This window comes from Plantactinospora sp. CA-294935 (assembly GCF_050936445.1).
Lineage (GTDB): Bacteria > Actinomycetota > Actinomycetes > Mycobacteriales > Micromonosporaceae > Plantactinospora.
In genome coordinates this window covers 10,169,939-10,192,418 of the sequence record NZ_JBNJMU010000001.1, presented here as the reverse complement: position 1 = coordinate 10,192,418, position 22,480 = coordinate 10,169,939, and the positions used below count along the sequence as shown (strand labels likewise).

Genomic DNA, 22,480 nt, shown 5'->3' with positions numbered 1-22,480 from the left:
GGCCGTGCTTCGATCCGCAGGTAAGGATGGCCCTCGCCTACCGCTCCTTGCGGCGGGCGATCTGCGCCTCCCGCCCCGGCGGCGGGTCCGAACGGGGACGGGAGCGGCTGGCATGACGGCGGAACTGACCACCGGAGTCGACGGCCGACCCGTCGGGGCGGCGCCACTCGACGTCGCCCGGGTCCAGCGGCGTACGTTGCTGCTGCTCTGCCTCACCCAGATCATCGGCGGCACCGGGATGACCATCGGGATGTCCGTCGGCGTACTGCTCGGCGCCCGGCTCGGTGGGACCGCGATCTCCGGTCTGGTGCAGAGCGCCTCGGTGGTCGGCGGCGCGCTGCTCGCCGTACCGGTGAGCCGGATCATGCGGACCGGTGGTCGGCGGCCGGGGCTGGCCGTCGCGTACCTGGTCGGCGCGGTGGGCGGGGCCCTGATCGTGCTGGCGGCGCTCGCCGACTGGGTACCGCTGCTCTTCCTCGGCGCGCTCCTCTTCGGCGGCGGGACGACCGCCGGGCTCCAGGCCCGGTACGCCGCCGTGGACCTGGCCGAGCCGGCCCGCCGGGGCCGGCACCTGTCGATCGCCGTCTGGGCCACCACCATCGGTGCGGTGACGGCCCCGAACCTCGCGGCGCCGGCCGACCGGGCGCTGGCCTGGACCGGGGTACCCCCGCTGGCCGGACCGTTCGTCTTCAGCGTGCTCGCCTTCGTGCTGGCCGCCGGGGTACTCCTGGTGTTCCTCCGGCCCGACCCGCTGCTGACCGCGCGCCGGCTCGCGACCGCCGGTGCCGACGGCGCACCGGCCACCGACGCGTCCGGCACCGGCGCTCCGGCCCGGCGGGACGACGGGCTGCGCGCCGCCTTCCGGGTGGTCCGCGACCTGCCGGCCGCCCGGCTCGGCATCTCCGCCGTCGCGATGGGACACCTGGTGATGGTCGGGGTGATGGTGATGACCCCGGTACGCCTCGGCGAGTGGCACTCCGACGCCCACCTGCTTCGGGTGGTCGGCCTGGTGCTCAGCCTGCACATCGCCGGGATGTTCGCGCTCGCCCCGGTGGTCGGCTGGCTCACCGACCGGCTCGGTCGGCGGGCCGTGATCCTCGGCGGGCTCGGCCTGCTCCTCGCCGCCTGCGCGGTCGCCGGGACCGCCGGGCACGACACCGTACGGATCTCGATCGGGCTCACCCTGCTCGGCCTCGGCTGGTCCGGCACCATGGTGGCCGGCTCGACCCTGCTGTCGGAGTCGGTGCCGGTCGAGGTACGCCCTGCGGTGCAGGGGCTCTCCGACCTGACCATGGGGCTGGCCGGGGCGCTCGCCGGGGCGCTGAGCGGGTTTGTCATCCAGGTTGCCGGCTATCCCGTGCTCAACCTGCTGGCGGCGGTCGCCGTGGTACCGCTGCTGGCGCTAGCGTTGCGGGCGGCGCCGCCGCGGATGCGGGCCGGGGTCTGAGACCGGGCGGGGGTGCCCGGAGCGGAAGGGGACTGGTTCGGTGCGGTTGACAGACTTCTGGGCGCGGTTGGAGCAGACGTTCGGCCCGGCGTACGCCGGCAGCCTCGCCGCCGACCAGGTGTTGCCGCAGTTGGGGGGCCGGACCATCCGGCAGGCCCTGGAGGCCGGCGAGGAGACCGTGGTGGTGTGGCGGGCGGTCTGTGCGGCGTACCCCGACCGGGTGCCGGCTCGGCTACGCTGACCCGTCGATCGACGTACATCTCAAAGTGATCGATTAGGCACTTACGGTAGTTTGGCGTGTCGTGTGCCGAGTCGTACACCTGTTCGGCTATTGTCCACAGCGGGGTGCCCGTCCACAGGTCGCGGCCAGCCGGCTGTTTTCTGTCGGACCGAGCGCCTAGCGTGTGCGCGTGACGAAAAGCTCAGCGAAGATGCCGGCGAAGGCAGGGGTGGCAACCATGGCGGCAGGACCTGACCGGGAGAAGGCACTCGACCTTGCTCTCGCTCAGATCGACAAGCAGTTCGGCAAGGGCTCGGTGATGCGGCTGGGGGAGCGGCCGGTCATCCAGACCGCCGTGATCCCGACCAGTTCCATCGCGCTCGACGTGGCACTCGGCGTGGGCGGTCTGCCGCGCGGCCGGGTCGTCGAGATCTACGGCCCGGAGAGCAGCGGTAAGACGACCGTCGCGCTGCACGCGGTGGCCAACGCGCAGAAGGCCGGCGGCATCGCCGCGTTCATCGACGCCGAGCACGCCCTCGACCCGGAATACGCGAAGGCGCTGGGCGTGGACACCGACGCGATGCTGGTCTCCCAGCCCGACACCGGTGAGCAGGCGCTGGAAATCGCCGACATGCTGATCCGGTCCGGTGCGCTCGACATCATCGTGATCGACTCGGTCGCCGCGCTGGTGCCGCGTGCCGAGATCGAGGGCGAGATGGGCGACAGCCACGTCGGCCTCCAGGCCCGGCTGATGAGCCAGGCGCTGCGGAAGATCACCGGTGTGCTCAGCAACACCGGCACCACCGCGATCTTCATCAACCAGCTCCGGGAAAAGATCGGAGTCATGTTCGGCTGCATGTCGTACTCGACGAGGGTCACCCTCGCGGACGGCACGCAGGAGAAGATCGGCAAGATCGTAAACCAGCGTATGGACGTCGAGGTGCTCTCGTACGACCCGGAGACCGACCGGGTCGAGCCCAAGAAGATCGTCAACTGGTTCAACAACGGCCCGGCCGAGGAGTTTCTCCAGTTCACGGTCGCCAAATCCGGCGGTAACGGGCGGGCGCAGTTCGCCGCCACTGCCAACCATCTCGTCCGGACCCCGGGCGGTTGGCGCGAGGCCGGCGAACTGATCACCGGGGACCGGGTGATGCTGGCCGAGCAACGCCGGCTCAGCGAACAGCAGTGGCAGGTGGTGCTCGGCTCGTTGATGGGTGACGGCAACCTCTCGCCCAACCGGCGGGACCGGTCCGGAGTGCGGTTCCGGCTCGGTCACGGAGCCGAGCAGGCCGGTTATCTCGACTGGAAGGTCTCGCTGCTCGGCAACATCCCGAACTCGCGCCGGACCGACGCCAGAGGGGCCGTCTTTGCGGACTTCACTCCGTTGCCCGAACTGGACGAGTTGCGTCGGGCGGTCTACCTCGGCGACGGGAAGAAGCACCTGAGCTGGGACTACCTCAAGGCACTGACGCCGTTGGCGCTCGCGGTGTGGTACATGGACGACGGCGGCTTCACGCTGCGCTCCAAGGGGCTCCAGCAGCGTACCGAGGATGGCTCGGGGCGGATCGAGATCTGTGTCGAGGCGATGGCCGAGGGCACCCGGGAACGCCTGGTCGAGCACCTGCGGGACGCGTACGAGCTGGACGTGAAGTTGGTGAGCCGGGGTGCGCGACAGATGGCGTTCATCCAGTTCACCACCGCGGCCTCGGCTAGGTTCCAGGAGATCGTCGCACCGTACGTGCCGGTGGTGATGGAGTCCAAGCTGCTTCCGCGTTTCCGTGGCCGGTGCGTCGTCCAGCCTGCGTTCGTGCCGGCGGAGCTGACGCCGGTGCCGGCGCGGATCATCGACGTGCGGGTCAAGCCGAAGACCCGGTCGATGAACCGGTTCGACATCGAGGTCGAGGGCAACCACAACTACTTCGTCGATGGCGTGATGGTGCACAACAGCCCTGAGACCACCACCGGTGGTCGGGCGCTGAAGTTCTACGCCTCGGTCCGGCTCGACGTGCGACGCATCGAGAGCCTCAAGGACGGCACCGACGTGGTCGGCAACCGCACCAGGGTCAAGGTGGTGAAGAACAAGGTCGCGGCGCCGTTCAAGCAGGCCGAGTTCGACATCATGTACGGCAAGGGCATCTCCCGGGAGGGCTCGCTGATCGACGTCGGCGTGGAGCAGTCGATCATCCGTAAGTCCGGCGCCTGGTACACCTACGACGGTGACCAGCTCGGCCAGGGCAAGGAGAAGGCCCGGGAGTTCCTCCGGGAGAACCCGGACGTGGCGGCCGAGATCGAGAAGAAGATCCTCGAAAAGCTCGGTGTCGGGGTGGCGGCCGGCACGGACGCGGCCGGCGGGCCGGAGTTGCCGCCGGTGGACTTCTGACGCCTCGACTGAGTCCACATCGACGTGGCAGGACGACGTGGCGCCCGTACGGGCCGGGGGTGGGATGCCGCCCCGTCGGCCCGTACGGGCGGCAGTGGCACCGGCCGTTCGCGCCGGGGTCGGTCAGGTGGCTCGGCCACCCCGTCCGGGCGGTGGCCGGCGGAGGCGGGACCGGGCGACGCGGCGGCGGACGAGTCATCGGCGCCGAGCGCTCCGCGTGACGAGGCGGAGCAGGCCCGGGAGATCTGCCTGCGCCAGCTCGCCGTACGCCCACGCACCCGGGCCGAGTTGGCCACCGCACTGGCCCGGCGAGGCATCTCCGAAGAGGTGGCCGCCGAAGTCCTCGATCGCTACGACGAGGTCGGCATCATCGACGACGCCGCCTTCGCCCGCGCCTGGGTGAGCAGCCGTCACCAGGGTCGGGGGCTGGCCCGCCGGGCGCTCGCCAACGAGCTGCGCCAGCGCGGCGTGGACGCCGATATCGCGACCGAGGCGCTCGGCGAGCTGGACGAGACGACCGAGGCCGAGACGGCCCGGCAACTGGTCGACCGGAAACTCCGTACCGCCACCGGCTCGCCGGAGGCGGTCTTCCGGCGGCTGGTCGGGATGCTGGCCCGGAAGGGTTATCCGCCCGGGGTGGCGATCCGGGCGGTCAAGGACGCACTGGCCGAGCGGGACGCCGAGGCAGCCGAGTTCGCCGACCAGATCGACGCGGACGCGCTCGCCGAAGCCGGCACGGAACCCGACCGCGACGCTCTCTAGCGCGCTCGGCGCTGCGGGCCAGGCGGGACCGTCTCTGGGGTGAGGACGCCCCGCGATGCCGACCTGGGAGCGCTTCCGTTCCGGTCGCTGGGCCGGTCTCGCCGGGCCCTGAGGTGCAAGTCGGATTCCGGACTCGCCCCCTTATGCCCACCCTCGTATCAGCTTGCCGTGAGCGTGCCGTCGCCCTACGTCAGACACCTGGCCGGATCATGAGTTTCTTGACCGAATGCCCCATCGCGACCTAGCCTCGCCTTAGACGAGTTTTCCCGACCATCGCAGGCTAAGCGCACAACATAGATCGCGTAACAGTACGGCATCACTTCAGGCCAGTTCATCGGCCAGATATTCGGTTACCGGACGGGCCGGTCCGGTAACCGCAGCACCAGCAGCACCCGGTCGTCGGCGGTGTCCCCGGGGGGCACTGCCCGGTGGCCGTACCCTCGGCCAGCCGCCTCGGTCGGGCGTCGTGACAGCCGCAGGGCACGCCTCACCCACGGGCGTGGCACCTCCGGCGCTTGACGGCACAGGGGAGGCGGCCATGACCGAGCGGGCCAGGATCGGTAGCGGGTTCAGTCACGCCGGGGCTCCGGCATGAGCGAGCGACCCGAGCGAATCAGCCAGTCCAGTGCGGATGTGCCTCGTGCCGGCACGCAGCGACGCGGAGCGCCGGCATGAGCGGCCTCGAATGGGTCCTGCTGGCCGCCATCGTCGGGCTGGCCGCGCTGGTGCTCGTCGCGATCAGCCTGGGCGCCCGGGCGCTGCGTCGGATCGGGACCGCGGCCGCCACGCCGCCGCCGGACGATCCCGCCTTCGTCGCCGAGAAGGACCGGCAGGAGCAGTCGCTGGCGGCGCTGCGCACCGCCGCCGACGAGGCGTCGTCGAGCGTCGACACCGCCAAGTCGGCCGCTGCGGCGGCCCGGGCTGACGCCGCCGCCGCGAAGGCCGAGGCGAGCGCCGCCCGGGCCGAGGCACAGCGGGTACTGGACGCCGCCCGGGCCGAGGCCGACACCGTACTGGACCGGGCGCACCGGCAGGCCGAGGCGGACGCCGAGCAGGTACGCGCGGCGGCCCGGCGCAGCGGCGAGCGGGAGATCTCGCTGCTCGCCTCCACCACCCGGGAACAGGCGGCCGAGGTGGAACGGCGAGCCCAGCGGATGGACGAGCGGGAGCGGCTGCACACCGAGGAGGTGGAGCGGCTCGCCGAACGGGAGCGCCGGCTGACCGCCACGGCCGCCGAGCTGGCGGCCCGGAAGGCAGCGCTGGTCGCCCGGGAGACGGCGCTGGTCGAGGCGGAGGAGCTGCGGAAGCGGGAGCTGGAGCGGATCGCCGGGCTGACCGCCGACGCGGCCCGGGCCGAGCTGGTGGAGGCGATCGAGGGCCAGGCGAAGCGGGAGGCGGCGATCCTGGTCCGGGACATCGAGGCCGACGCCCGGAACACCGCCGAGCAGCGGGCCCGGCACATCGTGGTCGACGCCATCCAGCGGGTGGCCAGCGAGCAGACCGCGGAGAGCGTGGTCAGCGTGCTGCACCTGCCCGGAGACGAGATGAAGGGCCGGATCATCGGCCGCGAGGGGCGCAACATCCGGGCCTTCGAGTCGGTCACCGGGGTCAACCTGATCATCGACGACACGCCGGAGGCGGTGCTGCTCTCCTGCTTCGACCCGGTACGCCGGGAGATCGGCCGGTTGACCCTGGAGAAGCTGGTACTCGACGGCCGGATCCACCCGCACCGCATCGAGGAGGTCTTCGAGACCGCCAAGCACGAGGTGGAGCGGCTCTGCCAGCGGGCCGCCGAGGACGCCCTGGTCGAGGTGGGCATCACCGAGATACACCCGGAGATGGTCAGCCTGCTGGGTCGGCTGCGCTACCGGACGTCGTACGGGCAGAACGTGCTCAAGCACCTGGTGGAGACGGCGCACATCGCCGGGATCATGGCCGCCGAACTGCGGTTGGACGTGCCGCTGATCAAGCGGTCCGCGTTTCTGCACGACATCGGCAAGGCGCTCACCCACGAGGTGGAGGGCAGCCACGCACTGATCGGCGCCGACCTGGCCCGCAAGTACGGCGAGTCCGAGGAGGTGGTGCACGCGATCGAGGCGCACCACAACGAGGTGCCGCCGCAGACCATCGAGGCGGTGCTGACCCAGGCGTCCGACGCCTGCTCCGGCGGTCGGCCGGGGGCGCGCCGGGAGAGCCTGGAGGCGTACGTCAAGCGGCTGGAGCGGATCGAGGAGATCGCCGCCGGCAAGTCGGGCGTGGAGAAGGTCTTCGCGATGCAGGCGGGTCGGGAGATCCGGGTGATGGTCAAGCCGGACGACGTCGACGAGATCGGCGCGGCGGTGCTGGCCCGGGACGTGGCGAAGCAGATCGAGGAGGAGCTGACCTATCCGGGTCAGATCCGGGTGACCGTCGTGCGCGAGTCCAGGGTCACCGAGATCGCCCGCTGACGCCCGCGCCGAGCCCGTTGTTCGACGTCCGGCCCGCCGGCACACCTCGGGGCGCGCACTCTGCGGGTCCCTGGCGTCGGTAGCAGGCACGGACAGTGAGACTGTCGAGCTGCCCCGCCTGTGCACCGACCGACAAGACCTGCCGTCGCTGGCAGGCCCGGGCGGGCTCCTGGCATCGGTGGGTGGCATGGACAGACGGAAACGCCGGCCACCACCTCTCGGTCGCGGCCGGCGTTCTCGTGTCGGTCCACCCTCGATGCGGAGGCGGACCCGGCGGGTAGTAGCTAGGCGCTGCTCGTGTCCGCCCCGACACCCACGGTGGCTCCGCCGGGACCGGCCTGCGGCATGATCGACGGCGGCGCGGCCTGGGTCGGCAGCCCACGGGTCTTGCGGGCCCGAGCCATCCGGCGCTGCGCGTACTCGGCGAGCTTCGACAGCAGGTAGTTGATCAGGATGTAGATGGCGCCGACCACGGTGTACACCTGGATCGGGTTCTCCAGGTTGTCGATGATGAACCGGCTGACCCGGAGCACTTCCTCGTAGCTGATGATGAAGCCGAGCGAGGTGTCCTTGAGGACCACGATGAGCTGGCTGATCAGGGCCGGCAGCATGATCCGGAACGCCTGGGGCAGCAGGATCATCCGGGTGGTCTGGAAGGAGCTGAACCCGATCGCGTGCGCCGCCTCCCGCTGGCCGCCGGGCAGGCCCTCCATACCGGAGCGGAGGATCTCGGCGATGACCACGCCGTTGTAGATGGTGAGGCCGATGACCAGGTACCAGAGGATGTCGCCGAGGTCGACGCCCAGGTCGGGCAGGGCGCTGGCGACGAAGAAGATGGTGATCACGACCGGCAGGCCGCGGAAGATCTCCACGCAGAACCGGGTGACCGCGTTGAGCACCCAGCCGAGCCCGCGCAGCGTCCAGGCGGCCGGGCCGGGCAGCCCCACGAACCGCCGCTGCTTCAGCGTCTTGAGCTGCACCCGGAGGACGGCGAGCGCCGTGCCGAAGACGAGCGAGCTGACGATCGCCAGTCCGGCGGCGGTCAGGGTGGCGATGAAGCCGTCCCGCAGTCGCGCCCAGACCAGCGGGAACACCTCGTTGTTGGGGTCGATCAGCGGACCCCACTTCTCCATCGTGAACTGGCCGTTCTCGTCCAGCGGCCGGTAGATGAGGAAGTATCCGAGGACGGCGATGCCGACGACCGCGAACAGGCTCACGATCAGGGTGACCCGGCGGGCCCGTGGCCCGGGGGCGTCGTAGAGCACCGTCTGCTGGTTGCTCATGCCTGCACTCCGCTTCGTTCCGTGCCGCCCTGAGGCACATCGGTGCTGAGTCCGACGATCCGCTCGCTGTGCTCGCTCATGCCGGCACCTTCCTCGTGCGGGTTACCCGCCACCCGACTGTCCAGTGCGTTCACCGGGCCGACACCGCCCGGCGCCGCTCGATCCGGTCGAGGAGGATGCCCAGCGGCACGGTCATCACCAGGAAGCCGATGGAGACTCCGACGAAGACCGGGATGATCGGCTCGCCGAGCGCGCTGGTCAGATTCTGTGCCGAGTTGGAGAGGTCGCCGACGACTCCGAAGAAACCGGCGAGCGCGGAATTCTTGATCATGGCGATGATCACCGAGCCGAGCGGTACGACCGCGGACTTCCAGGCCTGCGGCAGCACGACATACCGCAGGTTCTGCCCGAAGGTGAGCCCGATCGCCCGGGCCGCCTCGGCCTGCCCCGGCGGTACGGCGTTGATGCCGCTGCGGATCGCCTCGCAGACGAAGGCGGCGGTGTAGATCGAGAGCGCGATGACGGCGAACCGGAAGTACGGCAGGTCGATGCCGAGCCGGGAGAAGATGCTGGACAGCCCGGGGACGCGCAGGAAGTCGGCGTTCGAGCCGAGCGCCGGCAACCCGAAGGCCGCGAAGAACATCACGATGGTCAGCGGACTGTTCCGGAACACCGTCACGTACGCCGTGCCGATCCAGCGCAGTGGCGGCACCGGGGAGATCCGCATGACCGCGACCAGGGTGCCGAGCACCAGCGCCCCGATCGCGGACAGGATACAGAGCTGGAAGGTGAGCCAGAACCCTCCAACGAAGACGTCGAAGTGGTCGACGAGCACACTCACGGGCACGCCTCTCTCATGGTCACCTTCCAGCTCCTACCTAACTGCGTCTGTCGATGCTGGCGCTACTCAGTACCGGTTGACCGCCGGACCCTGCGGGACGGTCGGGTCGAACTTGCCCGCGGTGTCCTGCCAGGCCTTCGCGTACCGGCCGTCGGTGTAGATCTTCTCGAGGGTGGCGTTGATGAACTCGCGGAACGCGGTGTCGCCCTTCTTGACACCGATCCCGTACGGCTCCTCGGTGAACTTCTCACCGGCGAGCTTGAACTTGCCCTCGCTCTTGGCCACGTAGCCGAGCAGGATGACGTTGTCGGTGGTGACGGCGTCGACCTGCTTGTTGGTCAGCGCGTCGACGCACTTCTGGTAGCCGTCGAAGAGCACCAGCTGGGCGCCGGGGCTGGCCGGGTTGGCCAGGTACTTCTTGATGTTGTCGGCCGGGGTCGAACCCTGCACCGAGCAGACCTTCTTGTCGCCGGCCTTGAACGAGTCCGGGCCGGTGATGGAGCTGTCGTCGGAGCGGACCATGATGTGCTGCCCGGCGACGTAGTACGGACCGGCGAAGTCGATCCGCTCCTTGCGCTTGTCGTTGATGGTGTAGGTCGCCACCACGATGTCGGCCTTGCCCTGCTCCAGGACCTCTTCCCGGACCGCGGACGGGCTCTCGATGAATTCGACCTTGTCCTCGGCGATACCCAGCTCACCGGCGATGATCTTGCCGATCTCGACGTCGAAGCCGGCCGGCTTGTTGTCGAGGCCCTTGAGGCCGAAGCCCGGCTGGTCGAACTTGGTGCCGATAATGATCTTCTGGGCCTTGTTCAGCCGCTCCATCGTGGTGCCGGCCTCGAAGGTCTTGCTCCCGGCACCGGTGCCCGCACCGTCTCCATCGTCACCGCCGCAGGCGGCCACGGTGAAGGCCAGTGCCGCGACCGCGGCCACCGCCGCCACTCGCGTGATGCGCATTGCTCTCTCCTTCTTCGACGGAGCGGCCAGACCCGGGGGCGGTCGCTCCACTGTGGATACCTAGTGGGTGAGGATTTTGGACAGGAAGTCCTTGGCCCGCTCGCTACGGGGATTGGCGAAGAACTCGTCCGGTGCGGCGTCCTCGACGAGCTGGCCGTCGGCCATGAAGATGACCCGGTTGGCGGCGTGCCGGGCGAAGCCCATCTCGTGGGTCACCACCACCATCGTCATGCCGTCCCGGGCCAGCGAGGTCATCACGTCCAGCACCTCGCCGACCATCTCCGGGTCGAGGGCGCTGGTGGGTTCGTCGAAGAGCATCGCCTTGGGCTGCATGGCCAGCGCGCGGGCGATCGCCGCCCGCTGTTGCTGTCCACCGGAGAGCTGTGCCGGATATTTCTCGGCCTGGTTCGCGATGCCGACCCGCTCCAGTAGCTGCATCGCCCGGTCCCGGGCGGAGGCCGCCTTCTCCTTGCGGACCTTGGTCGGGCCGAGGGTGACGTTCTCGAGGATCGTCTTGTGCGCGAAGAGGTTGAACGACTGGAAGACCATGCCGACCTCGCTGCGCAGCCGGGCCAGGGCCTTGCCCTCGGCCGGCAGCGGCTGGCCGTCGAAGATGATGGTGCCGGAGTTGATCGGCTCGAGCCGGTTGATCGCCCGGCAGAGCGTCGACTTGCCGGAGCCGGAGGGGCCGATCACCACGACGACCTCGCCACGGGCCACCGACAGGTCGACGTCCTGCAACACGTGCAGCGGGCCGAACCACTTGTTGACCCCGTCAAGCCTGATGAGCGGTCGGTCAGTCGTCGTCGCACCGGCCACTTCGCCCGCGTCGCTCCGCTCGGTCATGCCCCCACCTGTCTCGTCCATGATCTGTCGCACCAGATTCAGGCTGAATCGGTTACGCAACTCTAGGGGACCTGACGTGCTGGAATGTAATCGAGTTCATCACGGGGCGATAACAGCGACGACAAAGATCATGACTGTCCGCTAGGGTCTGTCAACTCTGAGTAGTGGCGTGCTGGTCGCCGTCGCGCTTCCCGAGGTGGGGTGCCGTCCGGAACCGGGCGACCGGTCCGTCGCCGGGAAAAAGCTGGCGGAGGCGTACGGGAATCGAACCCGCCCGACCGAGCTACTCGGTCGCATCGGTTTTGAAGACCGTGAGGACCACCAGGCACCTGCCCGCCTCCAGGTCGGACTATATCCGCGCCCGAAGTGTCCGGTGCCCGACCCCGCTGAACCGAAGAGACCACGCTGGGTGAGCGTGTCCGGCGAGCTGCGCCGGAACGGGCTTCCACTCCGACTACAATAGGTAGTCAAGGGTCGTCTATTTCGGCGGATATGGTCACAGACCGGTAACTTAGCCGCTCTCGATCCGGTGTGCCCGGCACCATCGTGGGTGAGGCCGTTACACCCAGACACGGGGTTCCCGGCCCGACGGGGGATGCCCGAGGCGAGACCGGCATCCAGCCACGAACGATTACGGCGAGGAGGCGGCAATGATCGAGCTGTGGAACTGGAGGACGGAGGGGCGCGTCGCCGCCTCGGAGATCCGCCTCGCGCTTGCCGACGCGCTCGACGTACCGGTGCTGCCGCTCGGCGGGGTCGACCCGGTCCGGGTACCGGCCGGCGCGCTGTTGGCCGACGTCTGGCACCGCCCCGGTGACTTCCCGACCTCCGTCGACTGCTACGGCGTGCCGGCCGGGCTGCCGGAGGTGGGCGCCGTCGCGGCGTTCGCCCGCCGGCTGGGCCGGGCCTGCCTGCTGCCGGACGACACCCTGGACGCCGGGCGGCACCTGCTGGTCGCGGCGGACGGCACCATCCGGCCGGTGCACCACGACGTGCGGGACACTGAGGACGGCGAGATCCTCTCCGAGCAGCGGCTCTGCACCGTGCTCAGTCCGCGCTGCCGGGGCTGGTCGCCCTGTCAGCGGTCGCGCTGGGTCCCGGACTCGGTGATCCCGGCGCTCGCCGCCGCCTGACCGCCTGACCGCCTGGCCGCTAGCCCGCTAGCCCGCGCCTGGCCGCTAGCCCGCGCTTGCCCGCTAGCCTGCCGCCTGCCCGCCCTTTGCCGGCTGGCCGGTGCCGGAGCCCTTCACCACGAGCTGGTCGAGCAGGGTCCGGGTTGCCTCGGCCACGGCGGCCACCGCGGCGTCGAAGGCCGCCGCGTTGTGCGCGGCCGGGGCGCGGAACCCGGAGATCTTGCGGACGTACTGCAACGCCGCCGCCTCGATGTCCGTCTCGGTGACGACCTCGGCGTACGGCTGGCGAAGGGTCTTGATGCTCCGGCACATGGCGCTACCTTCCGGTCGAGGGGGAGTGGACGTCCCGGGGGAACGGGCTTCCCGGGTCCTGCGGATACTCTGTCACTGTCATGACTACCGCAGCCCTCGGCAGCCCGCGTACCTATCAGGTGCGCACCTACGGCTGCCAGATGAACGTGCACGACTCCGAGCGGATCTCCGGACTGCTGGAGCAGGCCGGTTACGTTCGCGCGGCCGACTCCGACGATCCGGACGTCGTGGTCTTCAACACCTGTGCGGTACGCGAGAACGCCGACAACCGGCTCTACGGCAACCTCGGGCACCTCCGGCCGGCCAAGGACAAGCGCCCGGAGATGCAGATCGCGGTCGGCGGCTGCCTGGCCCAGAAGGACCGGGGCGAGATCGTCCGCCGGGCGCCCTGGGTGGACGTGGTCTTCGGCACCCACAACATCGGCGCGTTGCCGGTGCTGCTGGAGCGGGCCCGGCACAACGCCGCCGCCGAGGTGGAGATCCTGGAGTCGCTGGAGGTCTTCCCCTCCACGCTGCCGACCCGGCGCGAGTCGACCTACGCCGGCTGGGTGTCGATCTCGGTCGGCTGCAACAACACCTGCACCTTCTGCATCGTGCCGGCGCTGCGCGGCCGGGAGAAGGACCGCCGCCCCGGCGACATCCTGGCCGAGGTACGCGCCCTGGTCGCCGAGGGTGTGCTCGAGGTCACCCTGCTCGGCCAGAACGTCAACTCGTACGGCGTCGAGTTCGGTGACCGGCTCGCGTTCGGGAAGCTGCTCCGGGCCACCGGCGAGATCGACGGGCTGGAGCGGGTCCGGTTCACCAGCCCGCACCCGAAGGACTTCACCGACGACGTGATCGCGGCGATGGCCGAGACCCCGAACGTGTGCCACTCGCTGCACATGCCGTTGCAGTCCGGCTCCGACGACGTGCTCCGGGCGATGCGCCGGTCGTACCGGGCCGAGCGCTATCTCGGGATCATCGAAAAGGTCCGGGCGGCGATGCCGGACGCGGCGATCACCACCGACATCATCGTCGGCTTCCCCGGCGAGACCGAGGCCGACTTCGCCCGCACCCTGCAGGTGGTCCGGGAGGCGCGGTTCTCCTCGGCGTTCACCTTCCAGTACTCGAAACGCCCCGGCACCCCGGCCGCCACCATGCCGGACCAACTGCCCAAGCAGGTGGTCCAGGAGCGCTACGACCGGCTGATCGCAGCGGTCGAGGAGATCACCTGGGCGGAGAACCGCAAGCTCGTCGGTACCCCGGTCGAGGTGCTGGTGGCGGTCGGCGAGGGGCGCAAGGACGAGCGCACCGGACGGCTCTCCGGCCGGGCCCGGGACGGCCGGCTGGTGCACTTCGCCGCCGGCTCGTACGCGGGGAGGATCCGGCCCGGCGACATCGTGCACACCACGGTCAGCTACGCCGCCCCGCACCACCTGAACGCCGACGGGGAGCCACTGGCCCACCGGCGTACCCGGGCCGGTGACGCGGCCGAGGCGGGGCGCGCGCCGCGTACCGGTGGGGTGTCGCTCGGGCTGCCCACCGTCGGCGTGCCGCCGCCGCTGCCCGCGCCCGCGGCGGCCTGCGACCGCTGAGGCGTGCGGACGGGCCGGGAAGACCGGCCCGTCCTGCCACCCGGTCCGCTCAGAGGCCGATCCGGCCGGTGCCGGCACCGCTGGTCACGATCGACTTCACGCCGCTGGCGCTGTCGAGCTGGTACGAGTACGGGATGCCGGCGACGCTGCCGCCGGTCTGCCCGCTGCCGGAGTTGACGAAGTGGTTGTTCCGGGCGACCAGGCTGCCCGGACCCGAGTCGCCCTCACCGAGGTGGTACGGGTCGTCGGTGTTCTCGAAGTAGTTGCCCTCGACGAGTACGCCCGCTCCCTCGGTGGACGCGACGCCGTAGCCGCCGATGTTGTTGTAGTAGTTGTTGAAGACGTGCACCGGGTTGCCGAACCGGACCCGGGGGTGCCGCTGCTCCGAGCCGTCGAACCAGTTGTGGTGGTAGGTGACCCGCAGGTGGCCCTGGTCCTGGCTGGCGTTGTCGTCGCTGTGGCCGAGCAGCATGGACTTGTCGTGGCCGTAGACGCGGTTCCAGGAGATGGTGACGAAGTCCGAGGCCCGCTTCACGTCGACGGCACCGTCGTACCCGTCGGTGAAGCTGTTGTGATCGATCCAGATGTTGGTGGCCGACTCCTGGACGTTGATGGCGTCGTCGTCCCAGCCACGGAAGTTGATGTTGCGAATGATGACGTTGCGGTCTCCGTTGATATTGAGTCCGCACCCGGAGATGGTGGCGTTGGCACCGACCCCGACGATGGTCTTGTTGGAGCGGACCCGGAGCATGCCGGAGCAGGAGATGGTGCCGGAGACCCGGATCACGGCGGCGCTGCTGGAACCGACCGCGCTGGTCAGGGCGGAGGCGCTGGTGACCGTGGTGGCGGCGGCGTTGCCGCCACCCGTGGTACCACCGTTCTGGGTGGCCCAGCCGACCAGCCCGGTCTGCGGCGGCAGCGTCGGTCCGGTCGTCGGCGGGGTCGTCGGGGTGGTCGGCCCCGGTGTGCCCGGGTTGGTGCCGCCGGTGCAGGTCACGTCGTTGACGCTGAAGCTGGTCGGCGCCGGGTTGCTCGACCCGGTGAAGGTGCCGTTGAACCCGAACGAGACGCTGGCGTTGGTGGCGACGCTGCCGTTGTAGCCGACGTTGGTCGCGGTGACCTGACTGCCGCTCTGCGACACGTTCGCGTTCCACGCCTGGGTCACCGTCTGCCCGGCGGAGTAGGTCCAGCGCAGCGTCCAGCCGTTGAGCGGATCGCCGAGGTTGGTGATGGTGACGTTGCCGCCGAAGCCGCCCGGCCACTGCGAGGCGACCGAGTAGCTGACCTGACAGCCGACCGCGGCGTGTGCGGAGACCGCGGTGAGCACACCGGCTCCGGCGAGCGCGGCGGTGGTGGCGGCAGCGGTGAGAATCAGCGCCGTCCGGCGCCGTCGTGCGAGCATCGTGCTCTCCTTCGAGTTCGGACGCACCGCGCGTACGCCGGTCAGCTCGGGTGCCGTGCCCGGCGGCTCCCGGCGACCGGCCGACCCGCGCCGCGGATCCAAGCCGTGTTTCGAGACGATGGCTCCCACACTCACGCCCGCCGAAGGCAAGCGCTTTCCTCCGATGGAACCACGCTTTTCGATCCTTGTAAACGACCGGTTCGTCCCCGGTGCACGCTGGTTCGCCCCCGGCACCGCCCGCTGCGCCTGAACGAGTAACGCCGCCCGGGATGCCCGGGCGGCGGTGTCGTCGCGGGGGTGGAACCGCCGGCGATCGGCCGGTACGTGTCGAGAGTCGACGGCGGCCGGAGTCCCCGGGCGGGCCTGGCCCGCCCGGGGATCGGCTCAGCTCGCCTGTTCGGCCAGCTCCAGGAACCGTCGCTTGGCGGCGAGGGCCTGCTCGGCCTCGCGGATCCGCTTCGCGTCGCCGGCTGTCCTGGCCCGGGCCAGCCGCTGCTCGGCCTCGGCGACCTGGTCGCGCATCTGCGCGAGCAGCGGGTTGGACGACGGCTCGGTGCGCCGCCACGCCGAGTCCATCGCCTGGCGTACCTTCTCGTCCACCGCGCGCAGCCGGCGGTCCAGGTTGGCCGCCGCGTCCCGGGGCACCCGGCCCGCCTCGTGCCACTGCCCCTGGATCTCCCGCAGCTTCGCCTGCGCGCCTCGCGGGTCGCCGTCGACGTCGAGCGCCTCGGCCTCGGCGAGCAGGGCCTGCTTGCGCTCCAGGTTGCCGCGCTGCTCCGCGTCCCGGGCCGAGAAGACCTCGCTGCGCCGGGAGAAGAAGCCGTCCTGGGCGCCCCGGAACCGTTCCCAGAGCCGCTCCTCGGCCTCCTTCGAGGCGCGTGGCGCGGCCTTCCACTGTGCCATCAGCTCCCGCAGCCGGTTGGCGGTGGCGGCCCAGTCCGTCGAGTCGGCCAGCGACTCGGCCTCGACGACCAGTTCCTCCTTGGCCGCCTGGGCCTGCTTGCGCTGGGCGTCCAGGGTGGCGAAGTGCGCCCCGCGGCGCCGGGTGAAGCCGTCCCGGGCGGCGGCGAACCGCTTCCACAGCTCGCCGTCGGTCTTCTTGTCGACGCCGCGGATGGTCTTCCACTCGTCGAGGATCTCCTTGAGCCGGTCGCCCGCGGTCTTCCACCCGGTGGACTCCGCAGCCAGCTTCTCGGCCTCCTCGACCAGGGCCGTCTTCCGGGCCACCGCCTCGGCCCGGGCGGTCTCCCGGGCGGCCCGGGCCTCGCCGGCCTTGCCTTCGGCGAGCGTGGCCAGCCGGTCCAGCCGGGCGGCGAGCGCGTCGAGGTCGCCGACCACGTGCGCCTCGGCGAGCGATGCCCGCAACCGCCGGACGGTGGCGAGCGAACCCGACGGGTCCGCCGCCCCCGAATTGAGTCGGGCCTCGGTCAGGTCGACTTCGGTGACCAGGTCGGCGAAGCGGCGGGCGAAGTGGGCCAGACCTTCCTCCGGCGCACCGGCCTGCCAGGAACCGACCACACGCTCACCCTCGGCCGTCTTGACGTAGACGTTCCCGTCCGCATCCACCCGTCCAAAGGCAGTCCAGTCACTCATGAGCCCATCCTCGTTCTCCCGGCGCTGCCGGGGATGGGGGTCCCCGGCGGTCGCCGCCACGGCGCAGCGAAGTATCTCCCGGCATTGTCACAGGTCCAACCCGGTCCGCGTCGAGCGCCTATCGTCGACCGTGACCATACGGTGTCCTTGACCGCACCCGAATCGTCTGGCCTTCGGGTGTAAGGTTCGCTGCCCGCTACGGTGGTGGCGTGCCACTGGTCGCCGCCGCCGTCTGCCCGCATCCCCCGATGATTGTTCCGGAACTTGCCGCGTCCGCGGCCGGTGAGCTGGATGATCTCCGTTCCGCCTGCGTCGATGCGGTCGGTCGGCTACTGGCGACCGGGCCGGACGTCGTAGTCGTGGTGGGGGCGGGGGAACGAACCCTCCGGCACGGGCCGGACGACCGCGGCAGCCTCCGGCCGTACGGGCTGGACCGGGTGCTGCGGCTGGGGCCGGACGGCACCCGCACCGGCCGGGCGGAACTGCCGCTCAGCCTGCTGGTCGGTGCCTGGCTGCTGGGCCGGGCCGGTGCGGCCGGACCACACCGGGGGCAGAGCGTCGGCACCGACACCCCGGTGGACGAGTGCCGGCGGATCGGTGCCGAACTGGTCGAGGATCCGGCCGAGCGGGTCGGGCTGCTGGTGATGGGGGACGGGTCGGCCTGCCGGGGCGAGCGGTCCCCCGGGTACGACGATCCGCGCGCCCGGCCCTACGACGACCGGGTCGCCGCGGCGCTCCGGGACGCCGACCGTTCCGCCCTGCTCGGGCTGGAGCCGGAGCTGTCCACCCGGCTGCTGGTCGCCGGCCGGGCGCCCTGGCAGGTGCTCGCCGAGGCGGCGGCCCGCAGCGGGGCGCCCTGGCGCGGCGACCTTACCTACTACGCGGCGCCCTACGGGGTCAGCTACTTCGTCGCCACCTGGACCCCGCCGCGGCCGGACGGGTCGCCCGGATCCGGCGAGCGGGAGCGGCTGCCGAGGTCGGGCGAGCGGGAGCGGCTGCCGAGGTCCGGCGAGCCGGGCGGAGAGCCGGCGTGAGCGGGCGCGGCCGGATCGTCGCGGTCGTCGGCCCCACCGCCACCGGGAAGTCCGGGCTGAGCATCGAACTGGCCGAGGCCCTCGGCGGCGAGGTGGTCAACGCCGACTCGATGCAGCTCTATCGGGGGATGGACGTCGGAACCGCCAAGCTGACCCCGGCGGAGCGGGCCGGGGTACCGCACCACCTGCTGGACGTCTGGGCGGTGACCGAACCGGCGAGCGTGGCGGCGTACCAGGCGCTGGCCCGGGCGGCCGTCGACGACATCCTGGCCCGGGGACGGGTACCGCTGCTGGTCGGCGGCTCGGGGCTCTACGTCCGGGCGGTGCTCGACGAGTTCGAGTTCCCCGGCACGGATCCGCTGGTCCGGGCACGGCTGGAGGCGGAACTCGCCGAGTCGGGGCCGGCGCCGCTGTACGCCCGGCTGCGGGCCGCCGATCCAGCGGCGGCGGAGAACATCCTGCCCAGCAACGGGCGGCGGATCGTACGGGCGCTGGAGGTGATCGAGCTGACCGGTGCGCCGTTCACCGCCTCGCTGCCCCGGCCGACGCCGTACTACGCCGCCGTACAGCTCGGGGTGGACCGGGAAACGGCGGCGCTGGACGAGCGGATCGCCGTACGGGTGGACAAGATGTGGGCGGACGGCCTGGTCGCCGAGACCCGGGCGCTGGCGGGGCAGGGCCTGCGGGAGGGCCGTACCGCCAGCCGGGCGCTCGGCTACCAGCAGGTACTCCGGCTGCTCGACGGCGAGATGTCCGAGCCCGAGGCGCGGGCCGACACGATCCAGGCGACCCGGCGGTTCGTCCGGCGGCAGCGCTCCTGGTTCCGTCGCGATCCCCGGATCCACTGGTTGGACGGGGCCCGGGACGACCTGGTCGAGGCGGCCCTCGCACTGGTCCGCGACCCGTCGGCCGGCGCGACCCACGCCGCCTGGGCCGATTCGGCCCTACACCACCCGGGCTGACCCGGGTGCCCCGGCTGACCGCCGGCAGGCCTTACCCAACGGCAGGGCCCGGTGGGGTCGGAGAGGCATGCGGTGCGAGTGATTCCGGGCCCGGGGGAGGGTGCCCGGCAGGGCCGGCGGGCGCTCGGGGATGATGGAGGGGTGCGGTTCACCAAGGGCCACGGCACCGGTAACGACTTCGTGCTCCTGCCCGACCCAGACGGCCAGCTCGACCTGACCCCGTCGATCGTGGCGGCGCTCTGCGACCGTCGGCGCGGCATCGGCGCGGACGGGGTGCTGCGGGTCGTCCGGGCGGCCAAGCACCCGGACGCGGTCGGCTACGCCGGCAGCGCCGAGTGGTTCATGGACTACTGGAACGCCGACGGCTCCATCGCGGAGATGTGCGGCAACGGGGTACGGGTCTTCACCAGATATCTGATCTCCAGCGGACTGGCCGAGCCGGTCGACGGCGGCCTGCCGATCGCCACCCGGGCCGGACTGGTCCGGGCCGAGGTGACGGCCGGGGAGATCGCGGTGGACCTCGGGCGGCCCCGGATCACCGGGGGAGCCGTGGCCACGCTGGGCGGGCTGACCCTGGCTGGTTCCGCGGTGGACTGCGGCAACCCGCACCTGGTCTGCGTACTGCCGGCCAGCATCGAGCTGACCGGGCTCGACCTCACCCGCTCACCCGGTTTCGACCCCGCGGCTTTTCCGGCCGGCGTGAACGTCGAGTTCGTCGCCCCCGCTGAGCCGGTCGACGGCACCGACCTGCACGTGCGGATGCGGGTCTACGAGCGCGGCTCGGCGGAGACCCTCTCCTGCGGCTCCGGCGCCTGCGCGGTGGCGGCGGTGGCGTTGCGCGACGCCGGGCGTACCAGCGGGGCGGTCGCGGTGGACGTGCCCGGCGGCCGGCTCACGGTGACCCTGGACGACGAGAGCTGCTGGCTCGCCGGCCCGGCGACGCTGGTCGCACACGGCGAGATCGACCTGGCCGCGATCACCGGCTGAGCTTCTTCTTCCCCCGGCCGTGCCCCCGGCCCAGGTGGCCCGGGTCGCGGTCCCGCTACGGGACCTTCGGTCCGGCCGGTCGCGCGGTCAGCTCGACAGCGGGCTGGCCGGGGCGGCGGCCTCGGCGGCGATCTCGGGCAGGTCGGCCGGCCCGGGATCCGCGGCCGGCGGGGGAGTGGGGTGTTGCGCGGCGGCCCGGACCGCGGCGGCCACCGCCGGTGCCACCCGGGGGTCGAAGACGCTCGGCACGATGACCGTCGGGTTGATCTTCTCTGCGCCCACCACGTCGGCGATGGCCCGGGCGGCCGCGATCGCCATCTCCTCGGTGAACTCCTCGGCGTGTGCGTCGAGCATGCCGCGGAAGACGCCCGGGAAGGCGAGCACGTTGTTGATCTGGTTGGGCTGGTCGGACCGGCCGGTGGCGACCACCGAGGCGTACTTGCGCGCCTCCCGGGGGTCCACCTCCGGGTCCGGGTTGGCCAGCGCGAAGACGATCGCGTCGGGCGCCATCGTGGCGATGTCGTCGCCGGTGAGCAGGTTGGGGGCGCTCACCCCGATGAAGACGTCCGCGCCGCGCAGGGCCGCCTTGAGGTCACCGGAGAAGGCGTCCCGGTTCGTGTGCTCGGCGAGCCACTGCCAGGCCGAGTTCAGCCCCTCCAGGTTGCGGTGCAGCGGGCCCTGGCGGTCGTACGCGATGATGTCGCCGACGCCCTGCCGGAGCAGCAGCTTCATGATCGCCGTACCGGCGGCACCGGCACCGGAGACGACCACCCGGACGTCGGCGAGTTTCTTGCCGACCACCCGCAGTGCGTTCGTGAGCGCGGCCAGCACCACGATCGCGGTGCCGTGCTGGTCGTCGTGGAAGACCGGGATGTCGAGCAGTTCGCGCAGCCGGTTCTCGATCTCGAAGCACCGTGGCGCGGCGATGTCCTCCAGGTTGATCCCGCCGTACTGCGGAGCGATCGCCCGGACGATCGAGACGATCTCGTCCGGGTCCTGGGTGTCCAGCACCACCGGCCAGGCGTCCACCCCGCCGAACCGCTTGAAGAGCGCGGCCTTGCCCTCCATCACCGGCAGCGCCGCCGCCGGACCGATGTTGCCCAGTCCGAGTACGGCAGAGCCGTCCGTCACCACCGCGACGGTGTTCCGCTTGATGGTGAGCCGCCGCGCGTCGGCGGGATTCTCCGCGATGGCCAGGCAGACCCGGGCCACCCCCGGGGTGTACGCCCGGGAGAGCTCGTCCCGGTTGCGCAGCGCCACCTTCGGGGAGACCTCGATCTTGCCGCCGAGGTGCAGCAGGAAGGTCCGGTCGGAGACCTTGCGCACGTCCACCCCGTCCAGCGCGGTCAGCGCCTTCACCACCTGGTCGGCGTGGGTCGCGTCGGCGGTGTCGCAGGTCAGGTCGACGACCACCGTGGTGGGGTCGGAGTCGACCACGTCGAGCGCGGTCACGATGGCGCCGGCCTCACCGACGCAGGTGGTCAGCCGGCCGATGGCCGAGGCGTCCGCCGTTACGCCGATCCGGATGGTGATCGAGAATCCGGCACTCGGCAGTCGGGTGATCGCCACGTGGTCCTCCGTCGTCTTCCCGCGGCTTCGTTGCCGCCGTCAGCATTCTCGCCTGCCGGCCCGGACCCGCCGTCGGCCGGGCCCGGCCTCCGTCGCCATCCGACGACCCGCACCACCCTAGGCCGGGGCGACAACGCCGCCGACGCCGGCCCGGCCGGTTGACGCCACCGGCTCGCCTTTCGCCGGAGACTCCGGCCCGCCGCCTGCGGCACCTCCACTCACGTCCGCCCGAAGGACGCCAGGCCATGCCGGCGGTTGACCTCTGCCACCCCGGTTCCGGGCCATGCCGTCGATGGCTCAGGCCGGGCCCGGGGAATTTCCGGCCGGTGCCGGCCGTTGACCATCCTGGTAGTCCCGGGCGAAGCAGAGACCCTGGTAGTCCCGGGCGAAGCAGAGACCGCTGGCGGACGGATGGTCCCGGCGAAGCGGGGAACGCCGTCGGGGTCGGACCCTTACCCGGGCTGGGTCGGCTCGGCCCGCCGGTGCGGGGGTTCTGGCCGGACGGCCTCGCGCCGCGCGGTCGACGGGACGGCTGGGTCGATATATAGCGGGTGCGTCCGGCGGGCGCGCGTGTCACGATTGATTGCCACCCGCGCGCCCAGGGTAACAATGCGACGACAAGCCGCAGAGCGCGCAGATGGCGCGACAGGCATCAGAAACCCCTACCGGCCGGCACGCGGAGTCCGGACCGGTGGGGTAGGCGATAGACGACGAACACCTGATCAGGAGGA

General features: G+C 71.2%; 19 protein-coding genes, 1 tRNA gene and 2 pseudogenes. 12 read left to right on the top strand and 10 right to left on the bottom strand.

From position 1 onward, the window contains the following. Positions 1 to 112: 112 nt before the first annotated feature. The 7 genes and pseudogenes from ACQEVC_RS44195 (at position 113) to rny (ending at position 7,256) form a co-directional block, all read left to right on the top strand. Positions 113 to 1,447, top strand: a complete 1,335-nt coding sequence (locus ACQEVC_RS44195; RefSeq protein WP_432890424.1) for an MFS transporter — start codon at positions 113 to 115, stop codon at positions 1,445 to 1,447. Between the two features lie 40 nt (positions 1,448 to 1,487). Beyond that, a complete protein-coding gene (locus tag ACQEVC_RS44190) occupies positions 1,488 to 1,688 on the top strand; it encodes a DUF3046 domain-containing protein (RefSeq protein WP_318395207.1) in 201 nt (66 codons plus the stop codon). Between the two features lie 217 nt (positions 1,689 to 1,905). Next, positions 1,906 to 2,757, top strand: a pseudogene (recA, locus tag ACQEVC_RS44185) (recombinase RecA); the annotation flags it as partial. 60 nt (positions 2,758 to 2,817) lie between these two features. After that, positions 2,818 to 3,372, top strand: a pseudogene (locus ACQEVC_RS44180) (LAGLIDADG endonuclease); the annotation flags it as partial. 171 nt (positions 3,373 to 3,543) lie between these two features. Further along, a complete protein-coding gene (locus tag ACQEVC_RS44175; RefSeq protein WP_318395282.1) occupies positions 3,544 to 4,047 on the top strand; it encodes a hypothetical protein in 504 nt (167 codons plus the stop codon). Between the two features lie 24 nt (positions 4,048 to 4,071). Beyond that, positions 4,072 to 4,809, top strand: a complete 738-nt coding sequence (locus ACQEVC_RS44170; protein WP_432890421.1) for a regulatory protein RecX — start codon at positions 4,072 to 4,074, stop codon at positions 4,807 to 4,809. Between the two features lie 671 nt (positions 4,810 to 5,480). Beyond that, positions 5,481 to 7,256 carry a ribonuclease Y gene (gene rny, locus ACQEVC_RS44165; protein WP_432890418.1) on the top strand — a complete coding sequence of 592 codons (1,776 nt, stop codon included), beginning with the start codon at positions 5,481 to 5,483 and terminating at the stop codon, positions 7,254 to 7,256. Between the two features lie 284 nt (positions 7,257 to 7,540). On the opposite strand, the gene ACQEVC_RS44160 is transcribed toward rny, so the two are convergent. The 6 genes from ACQEVC_RS44160 to ACQEVC_RS44135 form a co-directional block, all read right to left on the bottom strand. Continuing rightward, entirely contained in the window at positions 7,541 to 8,539 is a 999-nt protein-coding gene (locus ACQEVC_RS44160) for an amino acid ABC transporter permease (protein WP_432890415.1), read from the bottom strand. Then, positions 8,536 to 8,673 (bottom strand): hypothetical protein, encoded by a 138-nt coding sequence (locus tag ACQEVC_RS44155; protein WP_432890412.1) that lies wholly within the window; start codon positions 8,671 to 8,673, stop codon positions 8,536 to 8,538. The genes ACQEVC_RS44160 and ACQEVC_RS44155 overlap by 4 nt, the downstream gene beginning before the upstream one ends. Next, entirely contained in the window at positions 8,670 to 9,380 is a 711-nt protein-coding gene (locus ACQEVC_RS44150; RefSeq protein ID WP_432890410.1) for an amino acid ABC transporter permease, read from the bottom strand. Before ACQEVC_RS44150 ends, ACQEVC_RS44155 begins: the two co-directional genes overlap by 4 nt. A gap of 66 nt (positions 9,381 to 9,446) precedes the next feature. Next, positions 9,447 to 10,337, bottom strand: a complete 891-nt coding sequence (locus ACQEVC_RS44145) for a glutamate ABC transporter substrate-binding protein (RefSeq protein ID WP_432890407.1) — start codon at positions 10,335 to 10,337, stop codon at positions 9,447 to 9,449. A 60-nt stretch (positions 10,338 to 10,397) separates the two neighbouring features. After that, positions 10,398 to 11,183: an amino acid ABC transporter ATP-binding protein gene (locus ACQEVC_RS44140; protein ID WP_318395200.1), complete on the bottom strand. Its 786-nt coding sequence runs from the start codon at positions 11,181 to 11,183 to the stop codon at positions 10,398 to 10,400. 245 nt (positions 11,184 to 11,428) lie between these two features. Further along, positions 11,429 to 11,524: transfer RNA gene (locus ACQEVC_RS44135), tRNA-Sec, on the bottom strand. 309 nt (positions 11,525 to 11,833) lie between these two features. Here ACQEVC_RS44135 and ACQEVC_RS44130 point away from each other — a divergent pair. Then, a complete protein-coding gene (locus ACQEVC_RS44130) occupies positions 11,834 to 12,316 on the top strand; it encodes a hypothetical protein (RefSeq protein WP_432890403.1) in 483 nt (160 codons plus the stop codon). Between the two features lie 63 nt (positions 12,317 to 12,379). Here the strand turns inward: ACQEVC_RS44130 and ACQEVC_RS44125 are convergent, their stop codons facing one another. After that, positions 12,380 to 12,628, bottom strand: coding sequence for a DUF2277 family protein (locus tag ACQEVC_RS44125; protein WP_318395198.1), 249 nt, complete (start codon positions 12,626 to 12,628; stop codon positions 12,380 to 12,382). Positions 12,629 to 12,708: 80 nt separating this feature from the next. Between ACQEVC_RS44125 and miaB the strand changes: the two genes are divergently transcribed. After that, on the top strand, positions 12,709 to 14,202 hold the full coding sequence (miaB, locus tag ACQEVC_RS44120) for a tRNA (N6-isopentenyl adenosine(37)-C2)-methylthiotransferase MiaB (protein ID WP_432890400.1): 1,494 nt from the start codon (positions 12,709 to 12,711) through the stop codon (positions 14,200 to 14,202). 49 nt (positions 14,203 to 14,251) lie between these two features. On the opposite strand, the gene ACQEVC_RS44115 is transcribed toward miaB, so the two are convergent. Both ACQEVC_RS44115 and ACQEVC_RS44110 read right to left on the bottom strand, forming a co-directional pair. Next, positions 14,252 to 15,604 carry a cellulose binding domain-containing protein gene (locus tag ACQEVC_RS44115; RefSeq protein ID WP_432890397.1) on the bottom strand — a complete coding sequence of 451 codons (1,353 nt, stop codon included), beginning with the start codon at positions 15,602 to 15,604 and terminating at the stop codon, positions 14,252 to 14,254. Between the two features lie 384 nt (positions 15,605 to 15,988). Next, complete coding sequence (locus tag ACQEVC_RS44110) at positions 15,989 to 17,197, bottom strand: DUF349 domain-containing protein (RefSeq protein WP_432890394.1); 1,209 nt, start codon at positions 17,195 to 17,197, stop codon at positions 15,989 to 15,991. 248 nt (positions 17,198 to 17,445) lie between these two features. Between ACQEVC_RS44110 and ACQEVC_RS44105 the strand changes: the two genes are divergently transcribed. The 3 genes from ACQEVC_RS44105 (at position 17,446) to dapF (ending at position 20,180) form a co-directional block, all read left to right on the top strand. Beyond that, complete coding sequence (locus tag ACQEVC_RS44105) at positions 17,446 to 18,231, top strand: class III extradiol dioxygenase subunit B-like domain-containing protein (RefSeq protein ID WP_432892059.1); 786 nt, start codon at positions 17,446 to 17,448, stop codon at positions 18,229 to 18,231. Then, positions 18,147 to 19,193: a tRNA (adenosine(37)-N6)-dimethylallyltransferase MiaA gene (gene miaA / locus ACQEVC_RS44100; protein WP_432892057.1), complete on the top strand. Its 1,047-nt coding sequence runs from the start codon at positions 18,147 to 18,149 to the stop codon at positions 19,191 to 19,193. Before ACQEVC_RS44105 ends, miaA begins: the two co-directional genes overlap by 85 nt. Before the next feature lie 141 nt (positions 19,194 to 19,334). Further along, positions 19,335 to 20,180, top strand: a complete 846-nt coding sequence (gene dapF, locus ACQEVC_RS44095; protein WP_432890391.1) for a diaminopimelate epimerase — start codon at positions 19,335 to 19,337, stop codon at positions 20,178 to 20,180. Positions 20,181 to 20,267: 87 nt separating this feature from the next. Here dapF and ACQEVC_RS44090 read toward each other — a convergent pair whose 3' ends face one another. Further along, positions 20,268 to 21,749: an NAD-dependent malic enzyme gene (locus ACQEVC_RS44090; RefSeq protein ID WP_432890389.1), complete on the bottom strand. Its 1,482-nt coding sequence runs from the start codon at positions 21,747 to 21,749 to the stop codon at positions 20,268 to 20,270. Positions 21,750 to 22,480 lie beyond the last annotated feature (731 nt).

Coding starts and splice junctions, on each gene's coding strand:
- ACQEVC_RS44110 (WP_432890394.1), bottom strand. CDS start 17,197: ATGAGTGACTGGACTGCCTTTGGACGGGTGGATGCGGACGGGAACGTC.
- ACQEVC_RS44140 (WP_318395200.1), bottom strand. CDS start 11,183: ATGACCGAGCGGAGCGACGCGGGCGAAGTGGCCGGTGCGACGACGACT.
- ACQEVC_RS44160 (WP_432890415.1), bottom strand. CDS start 8,539: ATGAGCAACCAGCAGACGGTGCTCTACGACGCCCCCGGGCCACGGGCC.
- ACQEVC_RS44195 (WP_432890424.1), top strand. CDS start 113: ATGACGGCGGAACTGACCACCGGAGTCGACGGCCGACCCGTCGGGGCG.
- ACQEVC_RS44145 (WP_432890407.1), bottom strand. CDS start 10,337: ATGCGCATCACGCGAGTGGCGGCGGTGGCCGCGGTCGCGGCACTGGCC.
- miaB (WP_432890400.1), top strand. CDS start 12,709: ATGACTACCGCAGCCCTCGGCAGCCCGCGTACCTATCAGGTGCGCACC.
- rny (WP_432890418.1), top strand. CDS start 5,481: ATGAGCGGCCTCGAATGGGTCCTGCTGGCCGCCATCGTCGGGCTGGCC.
- ACQEVC_RS44175 (WP_318395282.1), top strand. CDS start 3,544: ATGAACCGGTTCGACATCGAGGTCGAGGGCAACCACAACTACTTCGTC.
- ACQEVC_RS44105 (WP_432892059.1), top strand. CDS start 17,446: ATGATTGTTCCGGAACTTGCCGCGTCCGCGGCCGGTGAGCTGGATGAT.
- ACQEVC_RS44125 (WP_318395198.1), bottom strand. CDS start 12,628: ATGTGCCGGAGCATCAAGACCCTTCGCCAGCCGTACGCCGAGGTCGTC.
- ACQEVC_RS44115 (WP_432890397.1), bottom strand. CDS start 15,604: ATGCTCGCACGACGGCGCCGGACGGCGCTGATTCTCACCGCTGCCGCC.
- ACQEVC_RS44130 (WP_432890403.1), top strand. CDS start 11,834: ATGATCGAGCTGTGGAACTGGAGGACGGAGGGGCGCGTCGCCGCCTCG.